This window comes from Paenarthrobacter sp. R1, from assembly GCF_030264015.1.
In the GTDB taxonomy this organism is placed as follows: domain Bacteria; phylum Actinomycetota; class Actinomycetes; order Actinomycetales; family Micrococcaceae; genus Arthrobacter; species Arthrobacter ureafaciens.
Map to the genome: position 1 here is coordinate 2,369,597 of NZ_CP127115.1, position 16,954 is coordinate 2,386,550.

17 protein-coding genes and 1 rRNA gene are annotated in these 16,954 nt (G+C 63.6%); 15 read left to right on the plus strand and 3 right to left on the minus strand.

Annotated elements, in window-relative coordinates; all coding sequences use genetic code 11:
* Positions 1–103: 103 nt before the first annotated feature.
* Positions 104–220 (plus strand): 5S ribosomal RNA (gene rrf, locus QN084_RS11485).
* A gap of 120 nt (positions 221–340) precedes the next feature.
* Here the strand turns inward: rrf and QN084_RS11490 are convergent.
* Genes QN084_RS11490 through QN084_RS11500 form a run of 3 tightly spaced genes read right to left on the minus strand, consistent with a single transcriptional unit; the run spans position 341 to position 2,988 of the window.
* A complete protein-coding gene (locus tag QN084_RS11490) occupies positions 341–1,174 on the minus strand; it encodes an alpha/beta fold hydrolase (RefSeq protein WP_062094554.1) in 834 nt (277 codons plus the stop codon).
* Between the two features lie 58 nt (positions 1,175–1,232).
* A complete protein-coding gene (locus tag QN084_RS11495) occupies positions 1,233–2,087 on the minus strand; it encodes an alpha/beta fold hydrolase (RefSeq protein WP_069695979.1) in 855 nt (284 codons plus the stop codon).
* 10 nt (positions 2,088–2,097) lie between these two features.
* Positions 2,098–2,988, minus strand: coding sequence for an alpha/beta fold hydrolase (locus tag QN084_RS11500; RefSeq protein WP_062094557.1), 891 nt, complete (start codon positions 2,986–2,988; stop codon positions 2,098–2,100).
* Positions 2,989–3,044: 56 nt separating this feature from the next.
* Here QN084_RS11500 and lysS point away from each other — a divergent pair, with 56 nt between their 5' ends.
* The 14 genes from lysS to QN084_RS11570 all read left to right on the plus strand — a co-directional run bounded on the left by lysS (position 3,045) and on the right by QN084_RS11570 (position 16,950).
* Positions 3,045–4,574 (plus strand): lysine--tRNA ligase, encoded by a 1,530-nt coding sequence (gene lysS, locus QN084_RS11505; RefSeq protein WP_062094559.1) that lies wholly within the window; start codon positions 3,045–3,047, stop codon positions 4,572–4,574.
* Between the two features lie 2 nt (positions 4,575–4,576).
* Positions 4,577–4,750, plus strand: coding sequence for a hypothetical protein (locus tag QN084_RS11510; protein WP_168529695.1), 174 nt, complete (start codon positions 4,577–4,579; stop codon positions 4,748–4,750).
* 127 nt (positions 4,751–4,877) lie between these two features.
* Positions 4,878–5,204: a histone-like nucleoid-structuring protein Lsr2 gene (locus tag QN084_RS11515; RefSeq protein WP_062094561.1), complete on the plus strand. Its 327-nt coding sequence runs from the start codon at positions 4,878–4,880 to the stop codon at positions 5,202–5,204.
* Positions 5,205–5,379: 175 nt separating this feature from the next.
* Positions 5,380–7,872, plus strand: a complete 2,493-nt coding sequence (locus tag QN084_RS11520; protein ID WP_021471358.1) for an ATP-dependent Clp protease ATP-binding subunit — start codon at positions 5,380–5,382, stop codon at positions 7,870–7,872.
* Between the two features lie 116 nt (positions 7,873–7,988).
* Positions 7,989–9,203 (plus strand): glycosyltransferase, encoded by a 1,215-nt coding sequence (locus tag QN084_RS11525; protein ID WP_069695980.1) that lies wholly within the window; start codon positions 7,989–7,991, stop codon positions 9,201–9,203.
* Positions 9,204–9,268: 65 nt separating this feature from the next.
* Positions 9,269–11,371, plus strand: coding sequence for a S9 family peptidase (locus QN084_RS11530; RefSeq protein ID WP_170828574.1), 2,103 nt, complete (start codon positions 9,269–9,271; stop codon positions 11,369–11,371).
* A gap of 252 nt (positions 11,372–11,623) precedes the next feature.
* On the plus strand, positions 11,624–12,133 hold the full coding sequence (locus QN084_RS11535; RefSeq protein ID WP_021471355.1) for an amino-acid N-acetyltransferase: 510 nt from the start codon (positions 11,624–11,626) through the stop codon (positions 12,131–12,133).
* 206 nt (positions 12,134–12,339) lie between these two features.
* Positions 12,340–13,728: an FAD-binding oxidoreductase gene (locus QN084_RS11540; RefSeq protein WP_264398791.1), complete on the plus strand. Its 1,389-nt coding sequence runs from the start codon at positions 12,340–12,342 to the stop codon at positions 13,726–13,728.
* Between the two features lie 9 nt (positions 13,729–13,737).
* Positions 13,738–13,923, plus strand: coding sequence for a hypothetical protein (locus QN084_RS11545; protein ID WP_021471353.1), 186 nt, complete (start codon positions 13,738–13,740; stop codon positions 13,921–13,923).
* Between the two features lie 86 nt (positions 13,924–14,009).
* Positions 14,010–15,011 carry a dihydroxyacetone kinase subunit DhaK gene (gene dhaK / locus QN084_RS11550; protein WP_069695983.1) on the plus strand — a complete coding sequence of 334 codons (1,002 nt, stop codon included), beginning with the start codon at positions 14,010–14,012 and terminating at the stop codon, positions 15,009–15,011.
* Positions 15,012–15,014: 3 nt separating this feature from the next.
* Positions 15,015–15,668: a dihydroxyacetone kinase subunit DhaL gene (dhaL, locus tag QN084_RS11555; protein ID WP_069695984.1), complete on the plus strand. Its 654-nt coding sequence runs from the start codon at positions 15,015–15,017 to the stop codon at positions 15,666–15,668.
* The gene (gene dhaM, locus QN084_RS11560) at positions 15,665–16,339 is read left to right on the plus strand and encodes a dihydroxyacetone kinase phosphoryl donor subunit DhaM (protein ID WP_021471350.1); all 675 of its coding nucleotides are present in this window, start codon (positions 15,665–15,667) and stop codon (positions 16,337–16,339) included. Before dhaL ends, dhaM begins: the two co-directional genes overlap by 4 nt.
* A gap of 89 nt (positions 16,340–16,428) precedes the next feature.
* Positions 16,429–16,605: a CsbD family protein gene (locus tag QN084_RS11565; RefSeq protein ID WP_069695985.1), complete on the plus strand. Its 177-nt coding sequence runs from the start codon at positions 16,429–16,431 to the stop codon at positions 16,603–16,605.
* An 84-nt stretch (positions 16,606–16,689) separates the two neighbouring features.
* Positions 16,690–16,950 carry a DUF4235 domain-containing protein gene (locus QN084_RS11570; protein WP_021471348.1) on the plus strand — a complete coding sequence of 87 codons (261 nt, stop codon included), beginning with the start codon at positions 16,690–16,692 and terminating at the stop codon, positions 16,948–16,950.
* Positions 16,951–16,954 lie beyond the last annotated feature (4 nt).

Consider the following 16,954-nt stretch of genomic DNA (forward strand, 5'->3'; position numbering starts at 1 on the left):
CCAACAACCCGGGAACAACAACACAACAACACAACTAAACAAGCACCACAGTTGTAACCACACACACTTCCCACCCCCACACAGGGGGGACGGGTAACAAGGTTACGGCGGTCATAGCGTGGGGGAAACGCCCGGTCCCATTCCGAACCCGGAAGCTAAGACCCACAGCGCCGATGGTACTGCACCCGGGAGGGTGTGGGAGAGTAGGACACCGCCGGACAACCATTAGGTCGAGACCCCCCAACCCACACGGGTCGGGGGGTCTCCCACATCAACCACCAAAACACCACGAAAGCCCCGCCAACAGACGGGGCTTTCAACGTTTAACCACCCGGACGGGCTACCCCGCGAAGAACTCCGACAACTCCGTGATCAGCTTGTCCGGAGCCCTGTTCGGACCGTCATGGCCGAACCCCGGCAGGATGGTGTAGCTGGAGCCGGACAGGACGTCGTGGATCTGGCCGCAGGCCACCCCGAAGTAGGCCGGGCTCTTCTCGCCCACCACAATGAGCGTCTCCAGCGGTAACTCCAGGAACGGCTCCGCCGGCATGTCCGCCGCGATCACTGCTTTGATCTCGCGCACGCCACAGGTCATCAACTCCCGCATTTGCTTACCCAGTGGAGTGCCGGCCGTCAGCTTGGTGGCCAGTGTCAGCATGGACAACGGCATGCGCGAGAAGGCGCCGCCGGTCTCAACTCCCTTGATCAATACGGCAAGGCCGCGGTCATAGTCGCCGGCCGCCGTCGCGCGTTCATACTCCGGTGTCCAGTCCGCCTTGACGCTGTGGTTGACGGAAACTGCGGGGTCGTAGACGGCCAATCGCTCCACGGGTAGGGTCCGAGCGGCGTGCAACGCCACTGCGCCGCCGAAGGAGTGGCCGAACACATCGGTGCTGGAGGTGTGCTTCATGACGGCATCCAGGTCCCGGATGTCCGCCTCGAGGGTGTAATCCTCCGGCTGCGGAGACGAGTCGCCGCGCCCCCGGCGGTTGAACGTATGAACGGGACGGCCGAGGGATTCGCTCAGCTTCTGCGCGAACCGGGTGTAGTCCGAGGCCGTCACCATGGAGGCGGGCACGACGACGACGCCGGACCCTTTCGCTGCCAGGTCACCGCCCGTGGTGAAGAGTTCGAGGTGTCCGCCGTCAGGTGTGGTGATAATCTCGCGCGTCATGAACCGAGCCTAGCTGAGGCACCTGAACACGAACACTGTGTCCACCGACCGCTGAAACCTACTTCTTGAAGTACTCGGAGATATCGCTGACCAGTTCCTTGACGGCCGCGGGGACCGAACCATGGAAGCCTTTGGGCGAGACCTCAAGCGTGCTGCCCGGGACCGCCCTGTTGAGCCGGGACGCAGCCACCTTGTAGAACTGCGGACTCTTTTTGCCCACCATGAAGTGCGTCGTGGGCGGGAGTACGGAGAAGTCCCGGGGCGTGGCGTCGGCTTCGAAGGCAGCCTTGAGTTCTCCTACTCCCGAGGGCAGGAGATCACGGAACAGTTTGTTGACCTTGGTCCTGGAGACCACTGCCATGAGTCCTGCGAGGATGGGCTCGGGCACGCGGGAAAGCGCGGTTCCGGGATTCATTCCCCGCTTCATGCGGGCCATGGCGCGGCTGACGTCGCCTTTATTCACGGCATCCGCAAAGCCGTCCAGCCAGTCCGTGTCCATGCTTCCGTCGATGTTCACGGCGGCGTCATAGACCGCGAGCTTGGCCGGCTCATTGCGCGTACCGGCAAAGGCTTGTGCAGCGTTGAGGGCGACCGCCCCGCCAAGGCTGTGGCCAAGGATGTTCCGGGCGTCGGTGGCGTCCATGATGGTCCGGACGTCGGCGATCTCCGTGGCCATGGAGTAATTGTGCGGCTGGTCTGTGGATTTGCCCCGGCCGCGGCGGTCATAGACGTCCACGGCCCAGCCCTCGCCGAGTCCCTTCGCCAAGGCCACGGAGAACGGGCGGTAAATCAAAGCTGTCAGGAACGCCCCGCCGATCAGGATCACGCGCCGTTCCCCGGGCGCGTCCACCGTCCCGTAGCTGTATAAGGCGAGTTTGCCGCCGTCGTGCGTTCTGACGTCCTGTTCCCTCATCCGGATTATCCTAGGCGCCTACGGGTGCGGGGACGTGACCTCCGGAGAGGAACCGTGCCACCCGTGAGGCCAGCCGCCGGCCCGGACGCAGCGGACCTTCGTGGAATTGCAGGGGGACGATTGCGAAGTCGATAGCGGGAACGGCGTTGGCGAGGGTTCTCCCGGTTTCGGCGAAGTAGGAGGGACTCCACCCTCCACTCAACATGAGTGTCGGTGTGTGCAGCGACCGGAAATCGTCGAGTGAAACGTCCGCTGCCAGGACCGCGCGCATCTCGGTCACCGCGGTGGGCAGAAGCGAGCGCATCTCGAACCCCAGCCGGGTCTGGGCGGAGATGATACTGAGTGTTCGCAATGCGCCCATGGGCAGGTAGGAAATGGGTCCTGCGGTGCCCAGGCCCTGGACCAGATGGGCCCAGGCTTGGTCCAGCCGCCCTGCCGTGACGGCTTCTTCCAGCTCCGGGCGCCACCGGCCGTGGAGGTTGCCGGACAGGGACACCGCGGCGTCGTAGGTCACCAAGCGGTTTATCTTCGACTTCAGCACCGCGTTCAGGGCAACGAAGCCGCCATAACTGTGAGCCACCACGTCAGTGGAACCGCTCTTGTCCATCACTGCACCGAGATCGGCTACCTCAGTCTCCACTGAGTAGTCCGGTGGCTGGGGCGCGGACCTCCCGCGGCCGCGACGGTTGTAGCAGTGAACGGGGCGGCCCAGCATGCGGCTCAGGTTCCGCGCGAACGGCCAGTACAGGGAGTCGGTCACCAGGGTGCCATGGATCATGACGACGCCGGACGGTTCAGCGGGTGCCTGCGAGCCCGGAATGGCGGCATTCGACAGGGGTCGGAAGGTGTGCACCTCAAGCTGCCCACCGCCGTCGTTCGTTTCAACAGTCCACGTCTCCACAGCCCGAGTCTATGTCCGGAAGTAGTGGCCCGTAATCAGCGGTAAACTTAAGGACTGTGACTTCCGCAAACACCCCCGCCCTGAACACCTCCGCAGAGCCTGCCGATGCCAGCGAACAGATGCGCATCCGTATGGAGAAGCGCGCCAAGCTGATTGAGCGTGGTTCGGAGGCCTACCCCGTGGGCGTTGAGCGGACTCATTCCCTTGCTGAAATCCGTGAAAAGTACGCCCACCTCGAGGCGGACGACACCACCGGCGACGTCGTCGGTGTGACCGGACGCGTCGTGTTCATCCGCAACACCGGCAAGCTGTGCTTCGCCACCCTCCAGGAAGGCGGCGTGGACGGCAAGGCCGTGCGCCTGCAGGCGATGCTGAGCCTGGCGAACGTCGGCGAGGAAGCCCTGGCCGAGTGGAAGGCCCTGGTTGACCTGGGCGACCACGTGTTCATCAAGGGCGAAGTGATCTCTTCCCGCCGTGGCGAACTGTCCGTCATGGCCGAGTCCTGGTCCATGGCGTCCAAGGCCCTCCGGCCCCTCCCGGTGCTCCACGCGGAACTCAACGAGGAGACCCGGGTCCGTCAGCGCTACGTGGACCTGATGGTCCGCGACGAAGCCCGTGAAATGGTTTACACGCGTGCGGCAATTACCCGTTCCATCAGGGACACCCTGGACCGCCGCGGTTATGTGGAAGTCGAAACCCCCATGCTGCAATTGGTGCATGGCGGCGCAACGGCTCGCCCCTTCGAAACCCACATGAATGCCTTTGACCAGAAGATGACGCTGCGCATTGCCACTGAGCTCTTCCTGAAGCGCGCTGTGGTGGGCGGTATTGACCGCGTTTATGACATGGGCAGGGTTTTCCGCAACGAAGGCGTGGATTCGACGCACAGCCCGGAATTCACCACCCTGGAATGCTACGAAGCCTGGGCGGACCAATTCGTCATGGCCGAGCGCATGAAGGAAATCATCCTGAATGTGGCTGACGTCGTGGGGACGCGCACCATTCAGACGGAAGCCGGCGAGATCAACCTCGACGGCGAATGGTCCTGGCTTGCGGTGTACCCGGGGCTTTCCGAAGCAGTGGGTGTCGAAATTACCCCGGACACCACGGTGGAGGAATTGCGGGACATTGCTGCCAAGCACGACGTCAAGGTGGACCCCAAGTGGGATGCCGAGAAGCTCGCGGTGGAATTGTTCGGGGAAATCGTCGAACCGACCCTGTTGAACCCGACGTTCGTTTATGATTACCCGCCGTCGGCGCAGCCCCTTGCCCGTCCGCACCGTGAGGACGGCCGGTTGATCGAAGCCTGGGACCTCATTATCGGCGGCATGGAGCGCGGCACAGCGTTCTCCGAGCTGATTGACCCGGTGATCCAGCGCGAGCGGCTCATGGAGCAGTCCCGGCGTTCGGCGGCCGGCGACGACGAAGCCATGCAGTTGGATGAGGACTTCCTCCGCGCCCTGGAATACGGCGCTCCGCCGATGGGCGGCATTGGCCTGGGCATCGACCGCCTTGTGATGATGTTTACCGGCGTGGGCATCCGCGAGACCATCCTGTTCCCGTTGCTGAAGCCTGAGGGGCACTGATCATGGAGTACATTGCCGTCCTGGCGCCCTCTGTTGTAGTTGGTTTGATCTTCTGGTTTGCCATGAAGTCCATATTCAATGCGGACAAATCCGAGCGTGAGGCTGAAGCCCGGGCGCAGACGGAAGCAAATCTGCGTAATTCGGGTCCTGATGCCGAAGGCAACGCGGCTAAATAGCCTCTGAATTGGCCGGCATTGGGGTTTTATCCACATATGCCTTTGACGCGCATGCTCGCTGTGAACGATAATCAGAAATACAACATGGGGATTTCTGATTATCAACCCTCCAAAAGAGAGGCTACTCATGGCACAAAAAGTAAAAATCATCCTGGTCGATGACTTGGATGAAGGGGCAGCTGATGAAACTGTCCGTTTTGGCCTGGATGGCGTGAGCTACGAGATGGATTTGTCCTCGGCCAACGCTGCTTCCCTGCGTCAAGCCTTGGAGCCTTACGTCGCGAAAGCCCGGAAGACCTCTTCCGGACGCGCAACGAGGGGCCGCACAGCTACCACCCGCAACCAGGATTCCGCGCAGATCCGCCAGTGGGCCCGTGACAACGGTTACACGGTAAACAGCCGTGGACGTATTCAAGCTGAAATTCAGGAAGCGTACCAGAAGGCGAATTCCTGATTCGTCGCCTCAAAGCCCCGGCCGAGTGCCGGGGCTTTGGTCTTTAACGCGGACGTTCAAGAACCCGCTTCCCGGGCGGGAGCGGGGGTCCATGTTTCCCCTGTGGCGAACACGCTCCAAAAGTCCCGCTTCGGCACGTAGCATCAAAGTACGTCGTAGCTAGGAGTGTGGCGAAATGTTTGAGAGATTTACGGACCGTGCCCGTCGCGTGGTCGTCCTTGCCCAAGAAGAGGCACGGATGCTCAATCACAACTACATCGGTACTGAACACATCCTCTTGGGTTTGATCCATGAGGGTGAAGGTGTTGCCGCCAAGGCGCTTGAGTCCTTGAGCATTTCGCTCGACGGCGTCCGGGAACAGGTGCAGGAGATCATCGGCCAGGGCCAGCAGGCTCCGTCCGGTCACATCCCCTTCACCCCGCGTGCAAAGAAGGTGCTGGAGCTTTCCCTTCGCGAGGCCCTTCAGCTCGGACACAACTACATCGGCACGGAGCACATCCTCCTCGGCCTCATCCGTGAGGGCGAGGGCGTGGCAGCCCAGGTGCTGGTGAAGCTCGGTGCGGACCTCAACCGCGTGCGCCAGCAGGTTATCCAGCTGCTCTCCGGCTACCAGGGCAAGGAAACCGCCGGTGCGGGATCCGGCCAGGGCCAGCAGGAAGGCACCCCTGCCGGTTCCGTGGTCCTGGACCAGTTCGGCCGCAACCTGACGCAGGCTGCCCGCGAAAACAAGCTCGATCCCGTGATCGGCCGCGAGCAGGAGATGGAACGAGTCATGCAGGTCCTCTCCCGCCGCACCAAGAACAACCCGGTCCTGATCGGTGAGCCCGGCGTCGGCAAGACCGCCGTCGTCGAGGGCCTTGCCCAGGCGATCGTCCGCGGGGACGTTCCGGAGACCATCAAGGACAAGCAGCTCTACACGCTGGACCTTGGCTCCCTGGTTGCAGGTTCCCGCTACCGTGGTGACTTCGAAGAGCGCCTGAAGAAGGTCCTCAAGGAAATCCGCACCCGCGGGGACATCATCCTGTTCATCGATGAGATCCACACCCTGGTTGGTGCGGGTGCTGCAGAGGGCGCCATTGACGCCGCGTCCATCCTCAAGCCGATGCTGGCCCGTGGCGAACTCCAGACCATTGGTGCCACCACGCTTGACGAATACCGCAAGCACATCGAGAAGGATGCTGCGCTGGAGCGCCGCTTCCAGCCCATCCAGGTCAAGGAACCTTCGGTTGCGCACGCGATCGAGATCCTGAAGGGCCTGCGGGACCGTTACGAGGCACACCACCGCGTGACGATTACCGACGGCGCCCTCGCCTCCGCAGCGCAGCTGGCCGAACGCTACATCTCGGACCGCTTCCTGCCGGACAAGGCGATCGACCTCATCGACGAAGCCGGCGCCCGCCTGCGCATCCGCCGCATGACCGCTCCGCCGGAGCTCAAGGCCATGGACGAGCGCATCGCCGACGTGAAGCTGGAGAAGGAATCGGCTATTGACGCCCAGGACTTCGAAGGTGCCGCTTCGCTGCGCGACAAGGAGCAGAAGCTCATTGCCGAGCGCGCAGAGAAGGAGCGCAACTGGAAGTCCGGCGGCATGGACGACATCTCCGAGGTTGACGAGGACCTGATCGCAGAAGTCCTCGCGAACTCCACGGGCATCCCGGTCTTCAAGCTCACCGAGGAAGAGTCCTCGCGCCTGCTGAAGATGGAAGACGAGCTGCACAAGCGGGTCGTCGGCCAGGACGAGGCCATCAAGGCCCTGTCGCAGGCCATCCGCCGTACCCGTGCAGGCCTGAAGGACCCCAAGCGTCCGGGTGGTTCGTTCATCTTCGCCGGCCCCACCGGCGTCGGAAAGACCGAACTCGCCAAGGCACTTGCGGAGTTCCTGTTCGGTGAAGAGGACGCCCTCATCACGCTGGACATGTCCGAGTACTCCGAGAAGCACACGGTTTCGCGCCTCTTCGGTGCCCCTCCGGGCTACGTCGGGTACGAAGAAGGCGGCCAGCTGACCGAGAAGGTCCGTCGTCGTCCGTTCTCCGTGGTGCTGTTTGACGAGGTTGAGAAGGCGCACGCCGATCTCTTCAACTCGCTCCTGCAGATCCTCGAAGACGGCCGCCTGACCGACTCCCAGGGCCGCGTGGTGGACTTCAAGAACACCGTGATCATCATGACCACCAACCTGGGTACCCGCGATATCTCCAAGAGCGTCGCAACGGGCTTCCAGTCCGGCACGGACACCCAGACCGGCTACAACCGGATGCGTGCCCGGGTCACGGAAGAGCTGAAGCAGCACTTCCGTCCCGAGTTCCTCAACCGTGTTGACGATGTCGTGGTGTTCCCGCAGCTGACGCAGGACGAGATCATCGAGATCGTGGACCTGTTCGTCACCCGCCTGGAGCGTCGCCTCAAGGACAAGGACATGGGCATCGAGCTCACCAAGGCCGCCAAGGTCCTGCTCGCCACCCGTGGTTACGACCCCGCAATGGGTGCCCGGCCGCTGCGCCGCACCATCCAGCGCGAGATCGAGGACCAGCTGTCCGAGAAGATCCTGTTCGGCGACATCCACACCGGCGACATCGTTGTGGTGGACGTCGAGGGTGAAGGTGACGACGCCAAGTTCACGTTCGAAGGCAACGCCAAGCCGCGGATCCCGGAGATCGCTCCGTCCGCGTAAAGGTGGAAGCGCCATAAAGCAGAGTGCCCCGCACATTCTCCTAGGAGTGTGCGGGGCACTTGCTTGTTTGGGATCCAGAAGTGAACGGGCCCGGGTAACAGGCAGCAGGAGGGTTGATGCGGGTATTGATGGTGGCCCCGGGAACGCGGGGAGATGTGGCTCCCATGGCGGGACTGGGCAGCAAGCTGCAGGAGCGCGGGTTTGAGGTTGCCGTGGCCGGCAATCCTGCCTACGAATCGGTGGTGGTGTCGGCCGGATGCGAGTACAGGGAACTCCCTGGCAGCCTGACCCGGATTATCCAACGCGGTGCGGCGGGAGCGGAGCCGGCCGTCAGCGGGCTGATTGAATCCTGGCGTGGGTTGCGCACCTACATGGACCAGGCAGCCACGGGAACTTTGGCTGCGGCGGAACGTGGAGCGGACCTCATCATGGCCAACTCCGTGGCGCCCTACGCTTATGACGTCGGCGAAGCGCTGGGCATTCCGGTCATCGGTGCCCACCTGCAGCCCGTTGAGCCAAGTGCTGCGTATCCGCCGGTGATGTTGGGCTCCGCACGTCACCTCGGACGGCTGGGCAACAGGCTGATTGGTGAACGGGTGGCTTCCGGGCCCGCGCCGTACGACGCCCCGAGTGCTCGCATACGCCGGGAGTTGGGGCTTCCAAAACTGTCGCGCCAGGCCGCTGACCGACGTCGGCGGCGCACCAAGGCGACCATCCTCCATGGCATCAGTCCCACAGTCCTGCCGCGCCCGGCGGATTGGCACGACGGCCTGACGATGGGCGGCTACTGGTGGCCGCCGGCAAGGCCGGAGTGGAAGCCGGACTCCTCATTGGTGGATTTCCTGGCCGCCGGACCGCCTCCTGTCTACGTGGGATTTGGCAGCGGCGCGCAGCTGGACGCAGACCTGGCGCTGGAAGCCGTCAGGCTCGCCGGAGCGCGCGCCGTCTTGCAGGGCGGGGGCGTGCAGGAGCCTGATGCCATCAGCGTCGAGGATGTGCCCCATGAGTGGCTCTTTCCCCGGATGGCGGCCGTTGTGCACCACGCCGGATCAGGTACGACGGCGGCTGGCCTCCTCGCCGGGGTCCCGACCGTCTGCGTGCCGGTCTTCACGGACCAGCCCTTGTGGGCCTCCCGGGTGGCCGCCCTTGGTGCAGGCCCTGGACCCATCCCTTTCAAGCGACTGACAGCGGCGCGCCTCGCAGCGGCAATCAAAGCCGCGGTCAGCACGCCGTCGTACGCTGACCGGGCGCGGGTCCTGGCCGCCAGCATCGTCGCGGAAGACGGCGTGGCGCCGGTGCTGGATGCACTCCGGAGAGTCCAAAGTATGTGAAAGCACTGTTTCACTCTTAGTGAACTACCCTGTGATGCGCGGCACATTCCCTGTTGAATCAGAGCATGGACTCGACTGACTCTGACACCCCGGGCACGCAACCGGAGACGCCTTTCCATGATCTGGAGCACTATCTTTCAGTTCCCCGCGTGGGCGGACTCACCCTCAGCCCCGACGGCAGGCGGCTGGTCACCACCGTTGCCACCCTCAATGGCAAGAGAACCGAATACGTCACGGCTCTGTGGGAGCTGGACCCTGCCGGGGAGAAGCAGGCCAGGCGCATCACCAGGAGTGCCAAGGGAGAGGCGGGCGCCGCCTTCGCAGCCAACGGCGACCTCTACTTCACGTCCGCACGCCCCGACCCGGAGACCCCCGATGAGGACCCTGTCAGCGCCCTGTGGTTGCTGCCGGCGGACGGGGGAGAGGCCCGGGTGGTGCACTCGCGGGCAGGCGGAGTCAATGCAGTCCTCGCCGCCAAGGACGCCGATGCGACGTTCGTTGTGGGGGATGTCCTGGCCGGTTCCACCGACGAAGAGAATGACAAGGAGCGGCGGAAAGCCCGCAAGGACAACAAAGTTTCGGCGATCCTGCACAGCGGCTACCCCGTCCGATACTGGGACGCGGACCTGGGCCCGTCGCAACCGCGCATCTTCGCTGTGGAACCCGGCGAACAGAACGAGCCCGGAAAGCCTTCCACCGTGGACGCCCAACCGCCGGTCGAACTGCGGAACCTGACCCCCGGCGTCGGAGGTTCGCTCCGGGAAGCACAAACCGTGGTGAGCCCCGATGGGAAGACCATCTACACGAGCCTCACGAAGGCGCTCGCCAAGGCCGACAGTCGCGAGGTGCTCGCCGCCGTCGACGTCGCCACCGGAGCCGTGAAGGTACTGCTGGACCGCGAAGGCATGAGCTACTTCCCCGGGCCGGTCAGCCCGGACAACCGCACCCTGGTTGTGCAGAGCGAAAGCGACACCACGCCCACCCAGGCCCCGCAGGTCAAACTGCACCTGCTGGACGTTTCAGGTGGCGAAACCACGGAGCTGATCCCGTTTGCCCACGACTGGGACCGCTGGGCGCACCCGGTCGCCTGGCTTCCGGACGGCAGCGCGGTCCTGGTGACAGCGGACGACGACGGCGCGTCGCCGGTTTTCCGAATCAACGTCGCTGACGGTGCGGTGACGCGCCTGACGAAGGACGCAGCGGCCTACACGGACGTAGTGGCCTCGCCGGACGGGGTGAGCGTCTTTGCGCTCCGGAGTTCCTATGACTTCCCGGCCGAAGCAGTCCGGATCGATGGTGCCACCGGCGATGTGGTCCGCCTGCCTGCCCCGGCGGAACGTCCCGTGCATCCCGGCCGCCTGGAGCGGGTGGCAACAACCACTGCCGACGGTTCGCGGGTGCCGGCGTATCTTGCGTTGCCGGATCACGCCTCCGGTGATCAGCCCGTACCCCTTCTCCTCTGGATCCACGGCGGTCCGCTCAATTCCTGGAACGCCTGGACATGGCGCTGGAACCCGTGGCTGATGGTGGCCAAGGGGTACGCCGTGCTGCTTCCCGACCCGGCATTGTCCACCGGCTACGGGCAGGACTTCATCCAGCGCGGATGGGGTGAATGGGGCAAACGGCCGTTCGAGGACCTGATGGCCATCACCGATGCCGTGGTGGCACGGCCGGACATCGATGAAACGCGGACCGCGGCCATGGGTGGCTCGTTCGGTGGATACATGGCGAACTGGGTAGCGGGGAAAACGGATCGGTTCAAAGCGATCGTTACCCACGCAAGCCTCTGGGCACTGGACCAATTCGGCCCTACCACCGACGCTGCCCAGTACTGGCTCAAGGAAATGACGGCGGAGATGGCGATGGAGAATTCGCCGCACCTCAACGTGGGAAACATCAAGACGCCCATGTTGGTGATCCACGGGGACAAGGATTACAGGGTGCCGATCGGGGAAGGGCTGCGGCTTTGGTACGAGCTGCTGTCCTCCTCGCAGCTTCCGGCCGACGGGAATGGCCATAGCCCGCACCGCTTCCTGTACTTCCCGGACGAGAACCACTGGGTACTCCAACCCCGGCATACGAAGATCTGGTACGAGGTGGTTGAGCACTTCCTGGCCAAGCAGGTGCTGGGCTTCGACGTGGAGCTGCCGGAGGAGCTCGGGCTGTAAGGAGCTGCCGGCACTCAGCCCTGCGACATGCGGCGAATGCCGGCAGCGTAGGCGTCGAGGACCTCAAGGATGCCGGGGTGCTGCCTCATGAGTAGGCTGATTTACCAACACTTACGGCCCTAAGTGTTGGTTAATCAGGGTCTAACCAACACTTAGCCGCATAAGTGTTGGTTGGGTCGTGCCTAAGTTACGGATGACAGCCGATGACGGGCGGCGGAAACAGGCACCTGTGCGGCTGGCTAGGATGGTGGAGTGGATTCCGCCTTCAGCATTCGCCCTGCCCGCACCAGCGACGTCGCGGCGATCAAGGGGCTCGTGGCTCCATTGGCCGAGGAGAGGATCCTGATCTCCAAGGAAACCGTGGCGTATTACGAAAGCCTCCAGGAGTTCCAGATCGCCGAGTCGGACGATGGCGAAGTTATTGGTTGCGGCGCCCTGCACGTCATGTGGGAAGACCTCGCCGAAATCCGCACTCTCGCGGCCGCCGACTCCTGGCGGGGCAAAGGCGTGGGCCACGTCCTGGTGGAAAGCCTCGTGGAAAAGGCGCGGACCCTCGGCGTCAGCCGCGTATTCTGCCTGACGTTCGAGGTGGACTTCTTCGTCCGCCATGGATTCGAAGTCATGGCCGACCAGTCCGCCGTGGATCCCGAGGTGTATTCGGAACTGCTGCGCTCGCATGACGAAGGCGTGGCGGAGTTCCTTGATCTTGCCCGGGTAAAACCAAATACCTTGGGCAACACCCGTATGATCAAGCACCTCTAGCCCCACCTCCAACAATTCCCGGACAGGCGCCGGAATTATGGGTGATTTAAAGTATCTTCTCTTATCTAAATTTGATGGATAAACTGATTCAGGCTTGCTGGGGAGCTTCCGCCACATCGGTTCATCGAGAGAAGATCATGCAGTCCCACGCGTCCTTTCTAGGCATTTCAAGCGTTTCAGAACTCAAACTCAGCGTGCGCGGTCCAGTGTTCACGCCTACCGATCCAGGGTTCGCTGAAGAAGTAGCGGCCTTCAACCTTTCAACACAGCACCAGCCGGATGTTGCGTTCGGCGCCCTCGACGCCGAGGACGTCGCAACCGCGGTGAAATGGGCAGCGGAGCAGGGCATGCCCGTTGCCGTCCAGTCCACCGGCCACGGTGCCTCCAATGCAATTCAGGGCGGCTTGCTGATCAGCACCCGCCGGATGTTGGAACTGAGCATAGATCCCGTCGAAAGGACCGCCCGCGTTGGTGCGGGCGTCCGATGGAAGGCGGTGGTTGACCACGCTGCAACCTTCGGCCTGATGGGTCTGTGCGGTTCCACCACGGACGTGGGCGTGGTGGGCTACACGCTTGGCGGCGGCCTGCCGATCATGGGCCGCAAGTACGGCTTCGCTTCCGACCACGTCATCGCCTTCGAACTCGTCACGGCCGACGGCACCCAACGACGCGTGTCCAAGGACGAGAACCCGGAACTGTTCTTCCTCCTCAGGGGAGGAAAGGGCAACTTGGGGATCGTCACGGCAATCGAGTTCCACCTGTTTCCCAGCGAAGACATCTTTGCCGGCGGCGTCTATTTTGACGGCCAGCATGCGGCAACAGTCCTCGATCAGTTCAGCCGGTGGGTGGACACCCTTCCAACGGAAGCATCGGCGTCGTTGGCTTTCCTGCGGCTGCCGGACATGGACATCATCCCGGAACCACTCCGCGGGAAGTTCGTGGTGCACCTCCGTTATGCGTACCAAGGTGATGCCGCAGTGGCCACCCAACTTCTGGAGCCCATGCGCCAGTGCGCCCCCTTCATGATGGATGCCACGGGTCCGCTTGAGTCCACGCAGTTCGATTCAATCCACCAGGACCCGGACCAACCGGTTCCGGCCCGTGAGCGGGGTTTCCTGCTGGACCGGCTGGATCACCAGGTCAAGGAGGCCATCCTGCGGCACTTCGGTCCCGGCGTCGAAAGTCCCGTTCTCATGGCGGAGCTTCGCCTCCTCGGCGGTGCCCTGGCGGTTTCGGCCGACGGTGAGGACAGCGTCAGCGGCCGCGACGCGGCATTCAGTTTCTTCATGGCAGGGATGGCCGTCCCGCCCTTGGCGGAGCTGCTTCCGCAGGTGTACGACGCCGTCCAGGAGGATCTGCGCGAGGCCTCCAGCGGTTCGACTTTCGTGAACCTGCACGGGCACTTTGTTGATGCCGAGGACCGCGACCGGGCTTGGGCTCCACGCATCCGGGAGCGCCTGAAGAGGGCCAAAGCGGAAGTCGACCCGAACAACATGTTCAGCTTCGGACATGTCGTAGGGCTGCCGGTCATCGATCAGACCGTACTGCTCGAGGACGTTGTCACGACCGGCGGCGACGCCGTGCCGGGCAACTAGGAACACGCCGTGCAAGACCGAGTAACGTTCCCGGACTTCTCCGCGTTCCAGATTGAGATCCCTTACGGTTCCTGGCTCCACGAGTCGGGATGGTCCGGAGGGCACCCGTCCCACGAGATCTCCTCCGACTTCTGGCCCGACGTGCAGGCCAGCCATGATCGGGAGCCCTCCGACGTTGCCAAACAAGGCGGCTAAGAGGACCCCTTGGAGGCCTACCATGGCCGCGGCTGCCGGTAGTAGGGTCAGAGCACCAGACCACTGCAGGCTCAGGAGCATCGACCATGAAAAAGCTCATCAATAATCCACGTGCGGTGGTGGACGAATCCGTCGAGGGTTTCGGTATGGCGCATGCCGACCTCGTGGACGTCCACCCCGACCCCAAATTCGTCGTCCGCAAGGGTGCGCCGGTGAAGGGAAAGGTCGCCTTGGTATCGGGCGGGGGCAGCGGCCACGAACCGCTGCATGCAGGCTTCGTTGGACTCGGCATGTTGGACGCCGCAGTGCCGGGAGCCGTGTTCACCTCACCCACACCCGACCAGATCATCCCGGCGACCACCGCGGTGGACTCCGGTGCCGGCGTCGTACACATCGTGAAGAACTACACCGGTGACGTCCTGAACTTCGAGACCGCAGCGGAAATGGCCCAGGCCGAAGGCGTGGCCGTCCGCTCGGTGCTCGTGAACGACGACGTTGCCGTGGAGGACTCGCTGTACACGGCCGGGCGGCGCGGCGTCGGCGGGACGGTCCTCGTGGAGAAGATCGCGGGGGCCGCCGCCGAACGGGGCGACGACCTTGATGCCGTAGCCGCCATCGCCGAGCGCGTGGTGGCGAACGTCCGGACCATGGGCGTGGCACTCTCCGGTTGCACGGTCCCGCACGCGGGCACGCCGAGCTTCGAACTCGCTGATGACGAGATTGAGATCGGAATCGGCATCCACGGCGAACCAGGCCGGCACAAGATTGCCATGGAACCCGCGGATGCCATCACCGACCGGCTGCTGGAACCTGTGCTGGAGGATCTTTCCATCGCCTCCGGGGACAAGGTCCTGCTGTTCGTCAACGGCATGGGCGGCACGCCCCTGAGTGAGCTGTACATCGTCTACCGCCGGGCGGCGCAGGTGCTCGCCGAACGGGGTGCCACTGTGGAGCGTTCGCTGGTTGGCAATTACGTGACCTCCCTGGAGATGCAGGGATGCTCCGTGTCGGTACTTCGCCTGGACGATGAACTGACCACCCTTTGGGACGCTCCCGTCCATACTGCGGCCCTCCGTTGGGGAGTGTGAGACGTGGGGTTGGGTGTTGATTGGGCTGTGAAGTGGCTGAATCTCTCAGCTGAGGCCATGGCCGAACATCGTGTGGAACTGATTGAACTTGACCGGGCAATCGGGGACGCGGACCACGGCGAAAATATGGACCGCGGCTTCCAGGCAGTCCTGCAGAAACTCAACGAGTCACCACCGGAAACGGCCGGGGCAGCGTTGAAGGCTGCGGCCATGGCGCTGATGTCCAAGGTGGGCGGCGCCGCAGGGCCGCTTTACGGGACTGCCTACCTCCGTGCCGCCACCTCGCTGGGGGATGCGTTCGAGCTCGACGCCGGAGCAGTGGCGTCCGCCTTGGCGGCTGCCCGTGACGGAGTGGTGGCGCGCGGAAAGGCCGAATTGGGTGACAAGACCATGCTGGACGCCTGGACGCCGGCCGTGGAAGCAGCCCAAAAGGCTGCGGATAACGGCGACGACGCGTTGTCCGCCCTGCAGGCGGCCGCAGAGGCTGCGGAAACAGGTGCCGCGGCAACCGACCCGCTCGTCGCCCGCAAAGGCCGGGCCAGCTACCTGGGTGAACGCAGCGCAGGACACCGGGACCCGGGGGCTGCGTCCACGGCGCTTTTGCTCCGGGCGGCTGCGACGGCGGCGGACGGCGCATCCGGCGGTACCGGCGGATGACGGTTGGGATCGTGGTCGTCTCGCACAGCAGCAAGATCGCTGAGGGTGCGGTTGAGCTGGCCACCCAGATGGCGTCCGACGTCGGACTCGTCGCCGCCGGGGGAACTGACGACGGGCGGATCGGCACCAGCTTCGAGAAGGTGCTGGCCGCCGTCGAGCAGTCCCTTGCCGAAGCCGCAGGCGACGGCGTGGTGGTGCTGACGGATCTGGGTTCGGCGGTGATGACCGCGGAGTCGGTGAAGGAGTTTGCCAGCGAACCGGACGCGGTGCACCTGGCTGACGCGCCCCTTGTCGAGGGACTCGTTGCCGCGGCCGTCGCTGCCCAGGGCGGTGCCGGCGTCGAGGAGGTGCGGAAGGCCGCTGAAGCGGCCGGAGGTGCCGTCGCTGCGCCGGAGGCAGCGGGAGTGCAGGAACCGGACGTAACGGCCGATTTTGAGCTCATCAATCCGCTGGGAATGCACGCCCGGCCTGCTGCGAAGATCGCCGGAGGACTTTCCGGGATGGACGCAGAGGTGACCATCAACGGCGCCGATGGAGCATCGATCATGGAACTCATGACCCTGGCTGCAGGGCAGGGTGCCACGCTCCATGTTGAGGCGCGCGGCGAGGATGCGCAGAAGGCCGTTGACTACGTCCGTGGCTTGGTGGCGGACGGATTCGGCGAACTCTAATTCGCGACATTTTGCGCCAAGAGATTGATAAGTATCCTGATTAGTGATGTTGTAGTAGTACAGGTTCACTACAAGAAAGAGGTGCAAGCATGGGTGCCGATGACAAGATGGAGAACGCTGGCGACAAGATCGCAGGCAAGGCAAAAGAAGCCGCCGGTAAGCTGACCGACAACGAGCGCCTCGAAGCCAAAGGCAAGGGCGATCAGGTCAAGAGCGACCTCAAGGGCGCCGGCGAGAAGGTAAAAGACGCCTTCAAGAAGGACTAATTTTCATATCGTCAGGGCCGCTGTGTCACAGCGGCCCTGACGTGTTTCTACGCATTGACGATCTTTGAACCCGAGGGAGATTCCGTGAACTTTCTGGTTAAACTTTTCGGCCTGGTGATCAGCCTCGGAGCCGGTGCGCTTGCGAACAAAACCCTTGAGGGACTCTGGGAGAAGAAAACGGGCAGGCCTGCTCCCAAGGACGGAACCGACCTGGACGATGCACTTCCGGGCGTTCTTGTTTTTGCCGTCGCCTCCGCCGCAGTAGGAGCCGTGGTCCACGTCCTTACCCAGCGAGGTACCAAGAGCGCTATTGAGCGCATGAAGAAAACCGCAGATGAGGTCTAGCGAA